Genomic DNA, 14,921 nt, shown 5'->3' with positions numbered 1-14,921 from the left:
GCGAAATGAATAGTTACCGAATGTTATTTGCCGATTTTCAGCAGTCTTACGCCATGCGGCGGCAGTGTTACACTGTATTCATCCTTCACCGTGCCAAGGTCCTGTTGCCGCCACAGGTCGCGCACTTGTTGTTGCTTATTTTGCAGGCCCAGGCTTTTCCAGGGCAGGCTAACCGTGTTCGTTGTTGTTTGCATGTTGAATATGCCCAGCGCATGGCTACCGTCTTCCAATGGCTTCAACCACACTTCGTACGCTGGCGTTTGCAACACCCGCTGCGCCTGTTTGCCGAGCGGGTCCTGGTCGATGGCCAGCACTTCGTCATTCGTGAGCAGGTTCAATGTAAAGTCGTCGAGTTTACTGAGGTCGCAGCCGATCAGTAAAGGCGCAGACAACAGGCACCAGAGACTTACGTGCGTATATTGTTCTTCGGGCGTAAGTCTTGTAGGATGCAGGTTTTCACCCCAGCCTACTTGTCCTACGATCATCATATCCGGATCGTTCCAGCCGCCGGGATGAGCGTAAGGATATAGTTTATTCTGCTGAAAGCCTATCTGCAAAAGACTTTCCCAGGTGTCTTCAATGTCTTCGGTTGTGCGCCAGCTTTGTGCACCATTCGCACCTCCCCACTTCCACACATCTTTAAGGCCGTACTGGCAAATGTTATAGAAGATGTCACGCGGTTGTGCCTGCAACGCGGTTTGCATAACGCGGAAAGGTTTCACATATGTTTCCAGCGTCGTGTCACTGGCGGCGATGCGTTCGTAGCTGCACCAGTCGTATTTGAGGTAATCGACGCCCCAGGCGGCATAGGTATCTGCGTCTTTTCGTTCGTTGCCGTAAGAGCCGAGATAACCACCACAGGTGAGTGTTCCGGGAGATGAATAGATACCGTATTTCAGGCCACGTTCATGCAACCAGTCGCCGAGCCCCTTCATATCAGGAAACTTTTCATTGGGCACCATGCTGCTGTCAGCGGCGCGTTGGGGAGATACCCAGCCATCATCTACGTTGACATATGTCCATCCGTGGCCGGTAAGGCCTTTGTCAATCATGGCCTGCGCACTGCTGATCACTTTGTCCTGGCTCACGTTTACGCCCCAGCAGTTCCAGCTGTTCCAGCCCATAGGAGGTGTAAGTGATAACTGATCGCCCGATTTGATGGTGAGTTGTTGCTTTGCCAAGCCTCGTTTATTCTTAACCGTTACAGACAATTTATAGTCGCCTTTCGCAGGTGTAGTGCCGGTAATAACACCGGTTTTGGCATTTAAAGTTAAGCCTTGGGGCAGATGCGTTACTTCGTAAGTGAGCGGCGCTTCGCCCGTGGCTGCAATGCAAAACAGGAAAGGGTGGCCGGGACGGGCACCGTAAACGCGCGCATTATTTATCTTCGGAAAGACTGTTATTGCTGGTGTAAGGATGTAAGGCAATGCGAGGGTATCTGCTACCTTCAACCCGGAACCTGCTTCAGTAAATACATACCGTAACTGCAATCCCTCCTGGTTGGGCGCCTGCCAGTTCAGTCCCTGCGACTGGTGTGGCGGCAGCGATACTTGTACCGTACTGGTACGAATGTCTTTTGCGGAGATCACATCGTACAAAGTGTACTGCAAAACTCCATGGAGTGTGGTGTTAAATTGATTCTGTAAAAGCAAGGCGGCGTTCATGCCTTTGTTGGTATACTGCAGCCGATCTTGCGGTACGGATACACGCAGTCCGTCGGTACGTTCAAGCGCATCCAGGTAAGGACTCCCCATAAAAATGCCGCCAGATCCGCCACCGTCGTAGTCTTTGATGGCGATTACATTTTCTTCGTTCCAGCGGATCGCGGGATTGTTCATCGCCACATGGTATTGACGAACGGCTGGCCATTTACTTTCGTAGCCGCCCTCATCTTCGGGAAAGCGGCCTGTCTTACCGATTTTCACGCCATTCAGGTACGTTTCATCCACGTCGTTTACATGCGCGAGGTAGACGCGAAGACTATCCTTCCAATGTGCATTATCTTTCAGGGAAGAAGGAATGATTACATGGATGCGATACCAGGCATAACCGTGGTAATCGGTATATCCCTGCGACTGCCAAACCGTGCCAGTATTGATTTGTTTCCATTCACGGTCGTCAAACGCAGGCTGGCTCCAACGCTCATCGCTACCGGTAGCGAACTTGGCCACCGGTAGCGATATAGCGCCTTTATGTTGTGCCATGCAGTGCATGCCGGCATAAACGCAACAAATGAGAGCAAGTATTTTTTTCATCCTGCGAGATACGGCTTAAGCGTTCAGCGGCGATTGCGTGAGCTGGTTGTTCACGTTACGCCAGATATTGAGCGGATTGGCATTTTGCAATTCCTCAGGCAACATATCATCTGTAAAACCCTGGAAACATACGGGCCTTACCCAACGCTGTATCGCCGACGAACCCACGGAGGTGAACCGCGCATCGGTGGTAGCCGGGAACGGGCCACCATGCACCATCGCGGCACAGACCTCTACGCCCGTTGGCGCAGCGTTCAGGATGATCCTGCCGGCCAGCGTGGCTTGCAGGTCCAGTATATCACGGTTCGCCTGTATGTCGGTCGGTGTAGCCATGAGCGTAGTGGTGAGTTGTCCTTTCAGGCTTTTTAATACCTGTACCAGTTCGGCTTTGTTTTCACAGACCACTACCAGCGAGAACGGTCCGAACACCTCTTCGCGCAAAGCAGCATCCGCAAGGAAAGCCGCACCGGTTACACGCGCTAATGTCGGATACGCTTCCAGGTCGGCAGGTGCTTGTGCAGACTGTTTCACCAACTCCACGTCCTTATGTGACAGCACTTCTTCCAGGCCATGATGGTAAGATTTACAGATACCGGAATGCAGCATCTTCGCTGGCGCTACCTTCGCAATGTCCTCGGCCAGTAAACCCACGAACTGGTCTAACTCCGCGCTCTTAACCGCCAGTAATAAACCGGGATTGGTACAGAATTGTCCCATACCGAGCGTGATAGAGCCCGCATAAGTTTGCGCCAGTTGTGCGCCCTGTTGTTTTAATGCGTCCGGGAAGAGCACGACAGGGTTAATACTGCTCATCTCCGCGAAAACCGGCACCGGTACTGCGCGCTGGCTGGAGTACTCCACCAGTGCGGTACCACCGGAGAACGAACCGGTAAAACCTACGGCAGCAATTGCAGGATGTTGCACCAATGCCTTGCCTACCTGGTTACCCGGGCCGGTGATATGTTGTATAGTAAACTCAGGTACACCTGCAGCTTTGATCGCTTTTTGCATCGCTTCAAACACCAGCAAAGATGTTTGTAAGTGTGCGGAGTGTCCTTTTACCACTACCGGACAACCCGCAGCAAGCGCGCTCGCCGTATCTCCACCGGCTGTAGAAAAGGCAAAAGGAAAGTTGCTGGCACTAAACACCGCTACCGGTCCCAATGGCAATGACATTTTACGTAGATCCGGACGGGCGGGCGTACGGCTCGGATCAGCTGTATCGATCACGGCATTCACCCAGCTGCCTTCGCGCAACAGGTTTGCGAACAGGCGAAGCTGACCGGTAGTGCGGCCTACTTCTCCGTTGAGGCGCGGCAAAGGCAGGTTAGTTTCCGCATGTGCAGCCGCTACCAGTGATTCTTTAGCCGCTTCCAGCTCCTGCGCGATCGCCTCCAGGAAATCCGCACGTCTGGCGGCCGACAGGCGTTTGTATTCATCAAATGCCTTCGCGGCATTGTCCATTACTTCTTCTACATTCGTTGTTGCTGTAACGGGCGTTTGCATATCCATTCAATTTATGAGTTACGCCAGCTGTGCGGCGGAAATCGATTTGTAGTCAGGCAGCGTCGGGCGAACAGCCAGGGCGTCGTTGATCACTTTTAAGATCCTTTCACGTTCTTTACCAATAAGGGTCAGGCGCGGTGCTCTTACGTACTCGGTACCCAGGCCTACCTGTGCTTCTGCCAATTTAATGTATTGTACGAGTTTTGCGTGAATATCCAACTCGAGCAGCGGCAGGAACCAGCGATAGATTTTCAGTGCTTCTTCGATTCGACCGGCTTTTACCAGGCGATATACAGCCACTGTTTCCTCCGGGAATGCACACACGAGGCCACCCACCCATCCGTCGGCACCCATCAGCAGTTCTTCCATAGCCAGCGTATCTACACCGCAAAGGATTTTGAAACGATCGCCAAACGCATTACGCATGCGCGTTACGTTGCTGATGTCGCGGGTAGACTCTTTCACCGCCTGGATGTTGGGACACTCCGCCAGTTCTTCGAACACGTCGAGTGTCACCTCTGTTTTATAATCAACCGGGTTGTTGTAAATCATGATGGGCAGGTCCGTGGAGTTGGCTACAGTTTTAAAGTAAGCCGCAGTTTCACGGGCGTCTGTTTTGTAGCGCATTGGCGGCAGCATCATCAGGCCTTTAGCGCCCCATGCCTTTGCTTCTTTTGCACGCTGCAATGCTTCTGCAGTAGAACCTTCAGCAATGTTCAGGATCACTGGTATTTTTCCCGTGGTTTGCTCCACCGCAAACTTCGTAAGCGTTTCCTTTTCGTTCGTAGTCAGGGTGCTGGCTTCGCCAAGGGTGCCGCCTAGTACAATGGCGTCGATGCCGGCGGAGAGCTGCGCGTCCAGGTTTTGTTTGAACAGCGGGAGGTCCAGTTCTTCGTTCGCATTTAGTTTGGTGGTCAGTGCGGGATATATACCCTTCCAGGCAATACTCATAATTATCTTTTTTTTCAAAAGTATTTCAAACCGGTTCGGATCACATGCCCAATTCTAATCAATTATGCCCATATCTTAACCTCTTTGCAAAACGAACCGAAAAATTAGTAATATTGGGAAAGCTACCAGCCAATAAGGCTTTAGGCAAACAGAAACAACAACCGGAATCTATTCCATCAGCAGTTAAAATACAGTATATATCATGAAAGTACTGCAATTCACGATACCTGTGCCGCACGACAAAACCATTATTGTACAGAAAAATGTGCTGCCTCATTTTTACCAACACCTGCACCGTCACCAGGAAATACAAATGACCTGGATCCAGAAGGGAGAAGGCACACTCGTAGCCGAAAACAACATGCATGCCTTTAGGGATAATGAAATCTTCTGGCTCGGCGCAAATCAACCACACGTATTTAAAAGCGACCCGTCTTACTTTACGCCTAAAAGCAAAAAGAAGATCGTGGCGCTGGATATATTTTTCAATCCAAACGGACAGCTGGCCTCTTTCTTCAGTCTGCCCGAACTTAAGCTACTAAAAAACTTCATCACGCAAGCCCAATCCGGCTTTCGCGTACCACAAACCTATGTGTCGGAAATATCCAGCAAGATGATCCGCATCCAGCAACACGCTGGTGCCGATCAACTCATTCACTTCATCGACCTGCTTAAATTCCTGAGCAGCCTGAAGGAGCTGAAAGCCCTATCATCTGCCAGTCAAACACCTGTATACAGCGAGCATGAAGGCATACGCATCGGTAACATCTACAACTTTATCATGCACAATTATGATAAACCCATTACACTTGAAGACGCTGCGAAACAGGCACACATGACACCACAGGCGTTTTGCCGCTATTTCAAAAAACATACGTTACATACCTTCGTCTCTTTCTTAAATGAAGTACGCATCAACGAAGCCTGTAAAAAGCTGACTGATGGCGGGTATGATAATATCGCCACAGTCGCGTACACCTGTGGATTCAACAGCATCACCAACTTTAACCGCGTGTTTAAAAGTATTACCGATCAGTCGCCGAGTGATTATGTGAACAGCTACTTCCAGAACGTTGAGCACTAACTATATTTTCGCCTGCTTATAAACGACGCGCCCTCTCCATCACGGAAAGGGCGCGCCGCATTTTATTAGTTGGCTTGTTTAGTTAGATGCCATGTTGCGAACCGGAGGCTGCGCGCCCAATAATGTTTTCACGAAAAAATCACGTTTCTTCCTGCGCCCATAAGGCCCGCCATCGCTATGTCCCATACCAGGCACCACGAGGAAGTCGAAGTCTTTGTTTGCTTTGATCAATGCATCGGCAAGGCGGTATGTTGACTCCGGCGGCACGTTGGTATCGGCCTCGCCGACTATCAGCAGCAGGTTGCCTTGCAGTTTGGCGGCGTTCACGATATTCGATTGCTCTTCGTAATGTTTACCCACTGGGTACCCCATCCACTGCTCGTTCCACCATTGTTTATCTACCCGGTTATCGTGACAACCACAAGCCGCCACACCCGCTTTATAAAACTCCGGATGGAACAACAAACCGCCCACGGTATTTTGCCCGCCGGCGGAAGTGCCGTACAGTCCTACCCTATCAACGTCTACATACGGATACTTCGCTGCCAGCGCCTTCATCCAAAGGATGCGATCGGGAAAACCGGCATCTGCCAGGTTTTTCCAGCAAACGTCATGAAACGCTTTAGAGCGGTTTGCAGTACCCATACCGTCCATTTGCACCACGATGAAACCCAGTTCCGCCATGCTTTGCATTTCGCTGTAAGTCATAAAACTTTTAGGCACAAATGCATCTTGCGGACCAGCGTATATGTTTTCGATCACCGGGTATTTCTTTTGCGGATCGAAGTTGCGCGGCCGGCATACTACGCCCCATATGTCTGTTTTACCATCGCGTGCTTTGGCAACAAATACTTCCGGCAGCCGCAAACCTGTAGCCAACAGGCGGCTCACGTCCGCAGTTTCCAGCACGGTAAGCAGTTTACCCGTCGACGTTTGATGCAGCTCCGTTACAGGCGGCGCATCTGGCCGGGAATAAGTATCGATATAATAGCTGCGGTCGGGGGAAAAAGTGAGCGTGTGATGACCATTGCCTGCCGTCAGCTTCACGAGGCCTTTACCATCAAAGTTGATGCGACAGTAATGTACGTTATAGGGATCTTCACCCGGATTCATGCCACTGGCGCGGAACCACACCTGGCGTTTTTGCGTATCCACGCTATCAACGTTTCTCACCACCCATGCTCCTTTCGTGATCGGCTTAGCCGTGCCAGCCTTGGCGTTCACCAGGTAGAGGTGCATGTAACCATCTTTTTCTGAAGACCAGATCACCTCGTCCTTGTCTTCGATATAGTGCGTGAAAATGCGCTGCTCGTAAATAAAGGTGTTCGTTTTCTCTTCGACGATATTACGCGTGTTCCCCGTTTCCCGGTCCACCTCCACGATGCGGAAGCGCTGGTGACCACGATCGGCACGCTCGAAAGTAAAGTAGCGGTTATCAGACTTGCGCCAGCGGATAGAGGGGCGGTCGTTGCTGCTGTCTACATCTGCCCTGCGTAACGTTTTACCGGCCACGTCACCCACGTACACCGCGTAGATCGTATTGGAATCGCCGGGTTGCGCATAGTCATTGAACTTTAGCTCCGCCCGTGTTGTATTCGGCTGGGAGCTGAGCAGGTAATACACTTTGGCTGCTTCCACCGGGTAGATGCGGCAGATCGCAAAATAGCGGCTATCCGGCGACCAGCGCACTTCACCGTACGGAGCGGCTTTGGTACCGTTGTTCGTATATTGGAAAGCCTCACCATTAGCGGGCTTCACCCATACATTGCCATCGCGAATGTCCACCGACCATTGTTTATCGGGCGATATATTACGTGCGCCCCAGTCGCCCCGTTCCCAACGTGGCCTGGAGCCTGGATTAGAGGACTCCGTGGAAGCCTGCGGTGCTGATGCGGCGGGCGTACATTCATAACTGCCGGGATGGCAGCTGTACCATTTGCCACCGGTTTCTACAAGTATCGCGTCTTTGGCGAACACGATATCTGTGAGGGGCAATTTGTCGGCGCTGATGCTGCGGCCAGTAGCCTTCGACAACCCGGAAGCCAGCTTCGCGTGATCGAAGGCCAGCTGCCTGCGACCTTGCGCGGCATCTACATATACGTATTCTACTACGCTGTCTTGCAACACATTTTTGTACCAGAAAGCTTTTTTGTCGGCCTGCCAGCGGGGACGTACGCCCAGGCGATAAGCTTTATTGCGTACGAGCGAGTCTAGTTCGGCGGCACTTTTATAGTTGGCAGCCACTTCTTCTGCCGCAGGTGCGTAAGGCATTAAGGGTGCCTGCGCCTGGGTGCGGGCGGTCACAAAAAACAGGGAGGCCAGTGTTAGCAGGCGGTAGTAGGAAGCGCAGATCGTCATGTAACAGGGAGTTATATTTCCTGCGACTAAAATTACGCGGTGCGGGGCTTGCTGGTTAAGCGCTTCTTAGCAGATAGTTTACGAAAATTAACAATAGGGATGAGCGTAAAGCCGCTTGTGGGGAGCGGGCTACATTAAGTGACTTACGTCAAATGTAACACCCCATTGGCATAGCCTTGCACTTCGGCAGCTACTTCTAGTACCGGGGCTGGCAGTTACTTCAAATATAACACACCGTTGGCAGATTGCCGGGGACGCGCGGTCATTTCAAATGCAACACCCCGTTAGCGTAGTAGCTTTGCACTTCGGCCGCCACTTCCAGGTTGCGGAGGAAATATGACAGCGGGTCGTTTTTATCCAGCGCTCCGGTAAAACGGATCTCACCGATCTCGCGTTTGTCAAACACCACCTGCGTGCCGAACATCCGGGGCAATACTTCGGAAAGTACAGACAGTGGTGTGTTGTGGAATGTATATACACCGTGCATCCAGCTGGTGGCCTCTTCGGGATCAAAGGCGTGCACCTTCACTTTCCCGTTGTTGGTTAAAATTGCCTCTTTGCCCGGCTGCAATACGACGCGTTCTGCTTTACTGTTTACGGCCACCGCTCCCTTTACCAGGGAAGTGGTAATAGCTTTGCCGCCATAGTTATTCACATTAAACTCTGTACCCAAAACCTCGAGGCGGGAGCCACCGACGTTAACTACGAAAGGCCTGTCAGCATCCGGCGCAATATCGAAGTACGCCTCCCCGTCCACAAACACTTCCCTGATATCGTTGGGGAAGGTGAAAGGGAAACGCAGTTTCGTGCTGGCGTTCAGCCATACCTTCGATCCGTCGGCCAGTACAACCTTATAATCGAGCTTCGCCGGCACTACGATGGCATTCCATCGGGCGGCGTTGTTTCCTTTGCCTTCAAAACGGAGCGTCTCGCGGTCGTTGTGTAGCTGCACGCCGTCCAGGGTCACCGTAGTGGCGGCGTCCTTACCATCCAGGGGGAGCATATCGCCGTTAGCCGCTTCCAGCCGAACGCCGGTAATGAGTGGCCTGTTGGTGGGCGGTTGTACCGTAGCCACTTGTGGCGTAGGTCTTCCCGGGGATTGATCAATAAATAAATAGCGCCTCCTATCATGATCGCGATAGCGGCCGCGATTGACAGGCTGCGGAGGGGAAGACGATATTTCTTTTGTGGAGCGACAATTGTTTGCAATTCATCCCAGGCACTTTCCACGTCGAGGCTTTTCGCGAAGGCCTGCATATCTTTAGCCCCTGTCATCGCACAAAGCTCCTCCCACAGGGCCTTTGCAGCGGCATCCTTTTCGACCAGCTCGTCCAGCAAGGCATTCTCGCTGTCGGACGTGATGCCCGCCAGTCTTTTCACCATCAGCTGTTCTATCTGGAACTGTTCCATACTATAAAGACTAGATTATCACCTCTGTGGGGTGAATGCATTACGCATTATTTCATAAATATTTATTGGCTGGGGAGAATGGAGAAAACACGACCTGGCCAAGTTGGCAAATGGTACGGTGGCGTGTCGTCATAAAGCTAAGGAGAAGTTTGATGCAGCCGGGCTGCAGCGTAAAGATCGATTTAATATCTGACATAACAACAATATCAATACAAAAAGACCACTCATCACATTATAGATAAAAATATCTTATTTTTTTATCTCATTCATTCACCCTGTTTATTGTTTTAATAGTCTTTATAATAGAGCGCCTGAAAAGATCTTGTCGATTAAATAACTGAATACACCTGTTGACGTACTCCAAAAAAGTGACCGGCAACCGAACCGGAACTTGCACATGGATCATCATACTACACACCATGACATGGAGTGTGAAAATATGAATGACCATATCCTATTAAGATGGGCCCGGTGCAGACCACCCGGGCCCCATTTTTTTGAATAGTGGTCTCCGTTAACAAATGAATCACATCACCCATCCTGTATAAAACCATCGTTCTTTCACCTTTCTCTGCCAATAACCCATGTCTGGAAAAATTTTTTTGTCTTGACAAGTGACGTTTAGCTTCCGAAATCGTAGAGGCTTCAGCGTTGTATTCCGTATTTTGCAAGCCCTCGGAAGGCGGCTGCCATCGCGAATTTTAAGCGATGCGATGTGAACTGTTTAGCAAAATCGCCGCTGTTTTAACACCTCGTCGCATTACAGCAGTATTCGCTACAGCGCCCGCCCCGCCTGCTTCTCCCACTGTCATTAACGGTTTATTAACAAAATTCAATGCGCTTTTGGGCTACTTTTGGAGTGCTGTTGATCCGGCACCTGTTTAGCAGGCGTTTTCAAGATTTACTTTTCTCCAATATACGCGGCCGACACGGGATTCATCTTTGTACCTATATCAGTTATCCGAAATCTTAGTGCCGTATGGACGCCAGCACATTTGAAACCGTTTTTAAGAAGCATTACCAATTATTGTGTTTACAGGCATATAGTATGCTGAACGACGAACCTGCAGCCAAAGACCTGGTGCAGGCGCTTTTTATTGACTTGTGGGAGAAACGAGCCGAACTCGACATCCGGAAAGATGTTACATCTTACCTATGGATATCTGTGCGCAACCGGTGCATGACTTACCAGCGCAACAAAGCCAATCACGATAAAAAAGTAGCCGCACATGAGCAGGAAAAACTGCCGGTAGCGGAAGAAATCAGGATCCGCACTGACGGTCCGGACATTGCCGACAAACTTGCCGCAGCGATCAGCGACATGCCGGCGAGAAGGTCCCTCATCTTTCAAATGGTGTATATACAGGGACTTGCTTACCAACAGGCCGCAGACCGCCTGAGCATCAGTAAAAATTCTATCAAGACCCAGATAAAGATCGGGCTGCAACACTTGCGCCTCAAGTTAGGCGGTGTTACCTGGGATTGACACAAAGACCTATTTGCCCATCCGCCTGATCAGGAAAATAATCAGGAACAATACCACGGCTACGATCAGTAAGCCTGTCCAAATGCCAGCCTTAAATACGCCTTCTACCAGCTCGCAACTGCTCAGGAACAGTGTAAGAAATGCCAGCATGGATGTTAATGTGATGCCTTTCATAAGTTGTGGTTTTAAAGGAGTTAACACATATCCTGTGCCAAATGGCTACCTCCCCAACCTGTTCCTTACTTCGTTTTATACTCCCGGATGTATTCACTTGGCGAAATGCCTGTCGTTTTCTTAAATACGCGGTTGAAATTAATGGCGCTGTTGAAGCCGGATGAGTAGGCTATACTTGAAATACTGCTGAATTCGCCGTTGATGATCTTCTTACAGGCTTCATTAATACGGATCTCGTTCAGGAAGGCCATATAGGTTTTGCGGGTATGCTTCTTAAAATACTTGCAGAAGGCGTGCGGCGTAATATGCGCCACCTCCGCAATCCGCTTCAGCGAAATATTTTCCCCATAATGATCCATAGTATATTGGTAAATATCATTCATGCGGATACCTTCGGAGTCGGGGAGCGAATGTTTGGAAAAGCCGGTAGACAATGACTTCCAGGCCTTCACATCCTTCGAAAAACTTTGCAGCAGCTGCAGGAAGTTCATGAGTCTTTCGAAACCAGAACTGCTGCTTACTTTTTTGATAGCCCCGGCCATTTCCTGCTGGTTGGGCGGCATATACATCTGCAGACCGCTTTGGGTACGGTCGAGAAAACGTTTGATATGCTCCATCTCCTGCAGGTGCAGCAGGTTTTTGAGAATACGTTCGTGGTCAAAAAAGATATGGATCGCATGCGCATTCCCCTTTTGAGGATTGATGAAATGCGAAGGATCGGATTTAAAGATGTGCGGCTGGTTAGCCCCCATGACGTAGATGTCGCCCGGTTCAAACGGCTGTGTGTAGTTGCCTGCAATGAGGGTACCACTCCCCTTCACGATCAGCGTTACCTGCATTTCCTTGTGGCGATGCAGGTAATTATAGAAATTAGGAAGCAGGTCTTCTTCCACCACAACAGAATCCTCTGTGGCGACTGGCACAGTAAACTGGATGACTTTCATTGCTTAACATTATGGGCCATGATGGCTTTCTGTACTTCCGACAATTTCGAAAGCCCCGTTTACAGGGGCTTTCAGCTACTATGGTGTATGACCAGGTTGGTTATATCACCCCGAAGGATGAAATATTTTTATCAGATCAAATGTAAAAAGTTAAATCAGAATTGTCACCCAGCGATCAATTAATGATAATAGAAGGACAATTATTGTTAAGCAGGAACGATGATCTACTTGCGCCATTGGAACCAGAAACAGCTACCTTCGCCGGGGAACGACTCCACCCACACCTTGCCGCCCTGCGATTCTACCAGGTATTTGAGGATATTCAGCCCGATGCCCGTACTTTCCGCGTTTTCCTTATCCACCACCTCGAACAGCTTGAAAATGCGCTCGTTGTTCTTTTCCTCAATACCCGGACCGTTATCTTTCACATAAAACTCGTAGAAGGCATCGGTTTCCTTTACGCCGACGAATATCTCGCCCTGGGGTTTGTCATTGTACTTGATGGCGTTGCCGATCAGGTTCTGAAACACCTGGTGTAATTTGGAGCGCACGGTAGATAATACCGGCAGCGTATCTTCTATATGGATTTTTATATGCGACGGCGGGAACAACATCGTGACAATCTCATTCACCAGTTCCGTTACATCCACATCTTCTATCGTCTGTTGCAGCTCGTTCTTACGGGAGAACTCGAAGATGGCCGTAATCATCTCACTCAGGCTATAACTGGCTTTAACGGCCATATTAGTGTATTCCAGCAAATCCTCATGCTCTTTGATGCGCGGATCTTCCTGCATCAGCATCATGAGGCCCATAGAACCGGAGAGTGGGGATTGCAGGTCGTGAGCAACCACGTACATGAAGCGCTCCAGCTGATTGTTGACCAATTCTTTTTCTTTCAGCGCCATCTTCAGATCACGCTCGTAGAAGTATAATTTTTCGAACACGTTTACCTTAGCCCGCGTAACAAGCAGGTCGAGCGGTTTGGGCAGGTAGTCTACCGCGCCTTCTTCAAAGCCTTTAAGTACATGCTGCTCGTCCTTATTGATCGCCGTAACGAAGATAATGGCAATGTCGCGCGTTTTAGGATTCGCTTTCAACAGCCGCGCCACTTCAAACCCATCCATTTCAGGCATCTGTACGTCCAGCATGATCAACCCGATGTCATCGTTCTTCAACACCTGTTTTAATGCATCGTTGCCAGACGTGGCCTTCATAAACACACGATGGTCAGCGTCCAGCATCTCTTCGAGAGAAAGCAGGTTTTCGATACGGTCATCCACCAGCAGGATCGTAAACTTTCTAGGTTTGGTTCTTTCGGTCATGGTTAATTGTTGGCAGGCATCAATCCGCCTGCGTGTTACTTTTTATGTATAGATTGATATCTTCAATGCTCATCACCCGTGCCCGATCGCACATCGCTATAGCCGCCAGCGGCATCACATCAAAATCGGCTTCGGCAGGGTCCTGCACGATCGCAGTACCGCCCTGGGCGGCTATTTCACACAGGCCGGCGGCACCGTCGTGATTGGCACCACTGAGTAGTATGGCCATTACTTTATGCTGATAAGCGATTGCAGCGCTGCTAAATGTCATGTCGATGGAAGGACGGCTGAAGTTCACCAGCTCGGAGTAATCGAGCATGAAGGTATCGTCGGCTTCCAGCATGAGGTGATAATTTTGGGGCGCAAGATAGATACGGCCCGGCAAAATTTTCTCTTTATCTTCCGGCTCTGTGATCTTTTTTTTCACGGACAGCAACCTGTCCATCTCACTCTGCACGTTCCGTAACCGGTGTAATACGATCACTACAGGAATACGCAAATCCTCCGGAAGCTGCTCCAGTATTGAGATTACCGGCTGCAAGCTGCCTGCGGAACCTCCTATCAGGATGATATTGAACTGCGCTTCCATTGTTTGGGACTTATCTTTTACGCCGGTAAATTTTATGATTCATATGCACGTTCTCGAACGCGTTTTTCATTTCGGTAAATCGTAAGGACTCCTTAATTCCCAGCGCCAGGTAACCCCAGGGCGACAAGCTATCGTAAAAGAGTTTCAATACATCGTTCTGCAGGTCGCGGTTAAAATAGATAAATACGTTGCGGCAGCAGATCAGCTGAAACTCATTAAATACCTGGTCGGTAACCAGGTTATGCTGAAAGAAGGTGATATTTTTCCGCAACTCCTTCTGCAGGATCACCTTGTCGTACCGCGCCGTATAATAGTCCGAAAAGTCCTGCTGCCCGCCGGCCTGTATATAATTAGCCGTGTACTCCTTCATATATTCCAGCTGCACTACGCCCGATGCAGCCCTTTCCAGGTTGGCGGGATTTAAGTCCGTAGCGTAAATACGCGTGCGTTCCAGTAATCCGGCCTCATGCAGCAGAATCGCCATTGAGTACACCTCTTCACCTGTAGAGCAACCGGCATGCCATATCTTAATATTGGGATAAGCGGCCAGTTTGGGCAACACCACTTCCTTTAAAGTTTTGTAAAAAGCCGGGTCACGGAACATTTCGGTTACGTTCACCGTAAGGTATTGCACCATCTGGTTGAAAAAATTCGCATCATTCACCAGCTGGTGCTTAAGGTCGAAGACCGATGCTACGTTCGCGTGCCCCATAAACCGCACGAGGCGGCGTTTGAGGGAGGCTTGCGCATACCCCGTAAAATCGTAGCCATAACGTAAACGGATCACCTGGATTACTTCGAGGTAGTCCGCCATGGAAATTTCTTCATTCATAACGAAC

Annotated in this window: 13 protein-coding genes; 2 read left to right on the top strand and 11 right to left on the bottom strand. The window is 50.0% G+C overall.

The window, feature by feature from the left end; all coding sequences use genetic code 11:
* Positions 1-23: 23 nt before the first annotated feature.
* The 3 genes from MKQ68_RS07010 to MKQ68_RS07000 form a co-directional block, all read right to left on the bottom strand.
* Positions 24-2,204 carry a putative Ig domain-containing protein gene (locus tag MKQ68_RS07010; RefSeq protein ID WP_264282668.1) on the bottom strand — a complete coding sequence of 727 codons (2,181 nt, stop codon included), beginning with the start codon at positions 2,202-2,204 and terminating at the stop codon, positions 24-26.
* A 66-nt stretch (positions 2,205-2,270) separates the two neighbouring features.
* Positions 2,271-3,761 carry an aldehyde dehydrogenase (NADP(+)) gene (locus tag MKQ68_RS07005; RefSeq protein ID WP_244844315.1) on the bottom strand — a complete coding sequence of 497 codons (1,491 nt, stop codon included), beginning with the start codon at positions 3,759-3,761 and terminating at the stop codon, positions 2,271-2,273.
* Between the two features lie 18 nt (positions 3,762-3,779).
* Positions 3,780-4,712 (bottom strand): dihydrodipicolinate synthase family protein, encoded by a 933-nt coding sequence (locus MKQ68_RS07000; RefSeq protein ID WP_244844314.1) that lies wholly within the window; start codon positions 4,710-4,712, stop codon positions 3,780-3,782.
* 202 nt (positions 4,713-4,914) lie between these two features.
* Here MKQ68_RS07000 and MKQ68_RS06995 point away from each other — a divergent pair, with 202 nt between their 5' ends.
* Positions 4,915-5,796: an AraC family transcriptional regulator gene (locus MKQ68_RS06995; RefSeq protein ID WP_264282667.1), complete on the top strand. Its 882-nt coding sequence runs from the start codon at positions 4,915-4,917 to the stop codon at positions 5,794-5,796.
* Positions 5,797-5,874: 78 nt separating this feature from the next.
* Here the strand turns inward: MKQ68_RS06995 and MKQ68_RS06990 are convergent, their stop codons facing one another.
* The 3 genes from MKQ68_RS06990 to MKQ68_RS06980 all read right to left on the bottom strand — a co-directional run bounded on the left by MKQ68_RS06990 (position 5,875) and on the right by MKQ68_RS06980 (position 9,564).
* Positions 5,875-8,154 (bottom strand): S9 family peptidase, encoded by a 2,280-nt coding sequence (locus MKQ68_RS06990; RefSeq protein WP_264282666.1) that lies wholly within the window; start codon positions 8,152-8,154, stop codon positions 5,875-5,877.
* A gap of 262 nt (positions 8,155-8,416) precedes the next feature.
* Positions 8,417-9,229: a FecR family protein gene (locus MKQ68_RS06985; RefSeq protein WP_264282665.1), complete on the bottom strand. Its 813-nt coding sequence runs from the start codon at positions 9,227-9,229 to the stop codon at positions 8,417-8,419.
* Positions 9,118-9,564, bottom strand: a complete 447-nt coding sequence (locus MKQ68_RS06980) for a hypothetical protein (protein ID WP_264282664.1) — start codon at positions 9,562-9,564, stop codon at positions 9,118-9,120. The genes MKQ68_RS06985 and MKQ68_RS06980 overlap by 112 nt, the downstream gene beginning before the upstream one ends.
* 979 nt (positions 9,565-10,543) lie before the next feature.
* Here MKQ68_RS06980 and MKQ68_RS06975 point away from each other — a divergent pair.
* Complete coding sequence (locus MKQ68_RS06975) at positions 10,544-11,050, top strand: sigma-70 family RNA polymerase sigma factor (protein ID WP_264282663.1); 507 nt, start codon at positions 10,544-10,546, stop codon at positions 11,048-11,050.
* 9 nt (positions 11,051-11,059) lie between these two features.
* Here MKQ68_RS06975 and MKQ68_RS06970 read toward each other — a convergent pair whose 3' ends face one another.
* The 5 genes from MKQ68_RS06970 to MKQ68_RS06950 form a co-directional block, all read right to left on the bottom strand.
* Positions 11,060-11,224 (bottom strand): phosphatidate cytidylyltransferase, encoded by a 165-nt coding sequence (locus MKQ68_RS06970; RefSeq protein ID WP_244844306.1) that lies wholly within the window; start codon positions 11,222-11,224, stop codon positions 11,060-11,062.
* A 65-nt stretch (positions 11,225-11,289) separates the two neighbouring features.
* Positions 11,290-12,168: an AraC family transcriptional regulator gene (locus tag MKQ68_RS06965; RefSeq protein WP_264282662.1), complete on the bottom strand. Its 879-nt coding sequence runs from the start codon at positions 12,166-12,168 to the stop codon at positions 11,290-11,292.
* Between the two features lie 224 nt (positions 12,169-12,392).
* On the bottom strand, positions 12,393-13,493 hold the full coding sequence (locus MKQ68_RS06960; RefSeq protein WP_264282661.1) for a sensor histidine kinase: 1,101 nt from the start codon (positions 13,491-13,493) through the stop codon (positions 12,393-12,395).
* 19 nt (positions 13,494-13,512) lie between these two features.
* Positions 13,513-14,082: a chemotaxis protein CheB gene (locus MKQ68_RS06955; RefSeq protein WP_264282660.1), complete on the bottom strand. Its 570-nt coding sequence runs from the start codon at positions 14,080-14,082 to the stop codon at positions 13,513-13,515.
* Positions 14,083-14,092: 10 nt separating this feature from the next.
* The gene (locus MKQ68_RS06950) at positions 14,093-14,914 is read right to left on the bottom strand and encodes a CheR family methyltransferase (RefSeq protein WP_264282659.1); all 822 of its coding nucleotides are present in this window, start codon (positions 14,912-14,914) and stop codon (positions 14,093-14,095) included.
* Positions 14,915-14,921 lie beyond the last annotated feature (7 nt).

The organism is Chitinophaga horti (genome assembly GCF_022867795.2).
GTDB lineage: Bacteria > Bacteroidota > Bacteroidia > Chitinophagales > Chitinophagaceae > Chitinophaga > Chitinophaga horti.
This window is presented reverse-complemented; position numbering and strand designations above follow the sequence as displayed.

What these genes read in the sequence shown, in the direction of transcription:
- MKQ68_RS07010 (WP_264282668.1), bottom strand. Translation starts at nt 2,204, where the DNA reads ATGGCACAACATAAAGGCGCTATATCGCTACCGGTGGCCAAGTTCGCT.
- MKQ68_RS07005 (WP_244844315.1), bottom strand. Translation starts at nt 3,761, where the DNA reads ATGCAAACGCCCGTTACAGCAACAACGAATGTAGAAGAAGTAATGGAC.
- MKQ68_RS07000 (WP_244844314.1), bottom strand. Translation starts at nt 4,712, where the DNA reads ATGAGTATTGCCTGGAAGGGTATATATCCCGCACTGACCACCAAACTA.
- MKQ68_RS06995 (WP_264282667.1), top strand. Translation starts at nt 4,915, where the DNA reads ATGAAAGTACTGCAATTCACGATACCTGTGCCGCACGACAAAACCATT.
- MKQ68_RS06990 (WP_264282666.1), bottom strand. Translation starts at nt 8,154, where the DNA reads ATGACGATCTGCGCTTCCTACTACCGCCTGCTAACACTGGCCTCCCTG.
- MKQ68_RS06980 (WP_264282664.1), bottom strand. Translation starts at nt 9,564, where the DNA reads ATGGAACAGTTCCAGATAGAACAGCTGATGGTGAAAAGACTGGCGGGC.
- MKQ68_RS06975 (WP_264282663.1), top strand. Translation starts at nt 10,544, where the DNA reads ATGGACGCCAGCACATTTGAAACCGTTTTTAAGAAGCATTACCAATTA.
- MKQ68_RS06970 (WP_244844306.1), bottom strand. Translation starts at nt 11,224, where the DNA reads ATGAAAGGCATCACATTAACATCCATGCTGGCATTTCTTACACTGTTC.
- MKQ68_RS06965 (WP_264282662.1), bottom strand. Translation starts at nt 12,168, where the DNA reads ATGAAAGTCATCCAGTTTACTGTGCCAGTCGCCACAGAGGATTCTGTT.
- MKQ68_RS06960 (WP_264282661.1), bottom strand. Translation starts at nt 13,493, where the DNA reads ATGACCGAAAGAACCAAACCTAGAAAGTTTACGATCCTGCTGGTGGAT.
- MKQ68_RS06955 (WP_264282660.1), bottom strand. Translation starts at nt 14,082, where the DNA reads ATGGAAGCGCAGTTCAATATCATCCTGATAGGAGGTTCCGCAGGCAGC.
- MKQ68_RS06950 (WP_264282659.1), bottom strand. Translation starts at nt 14,914, where the DNA reads ATGAATGAAGAAATTTCCATGGCGGACTACCTCGAAGTAATCCAGGTG.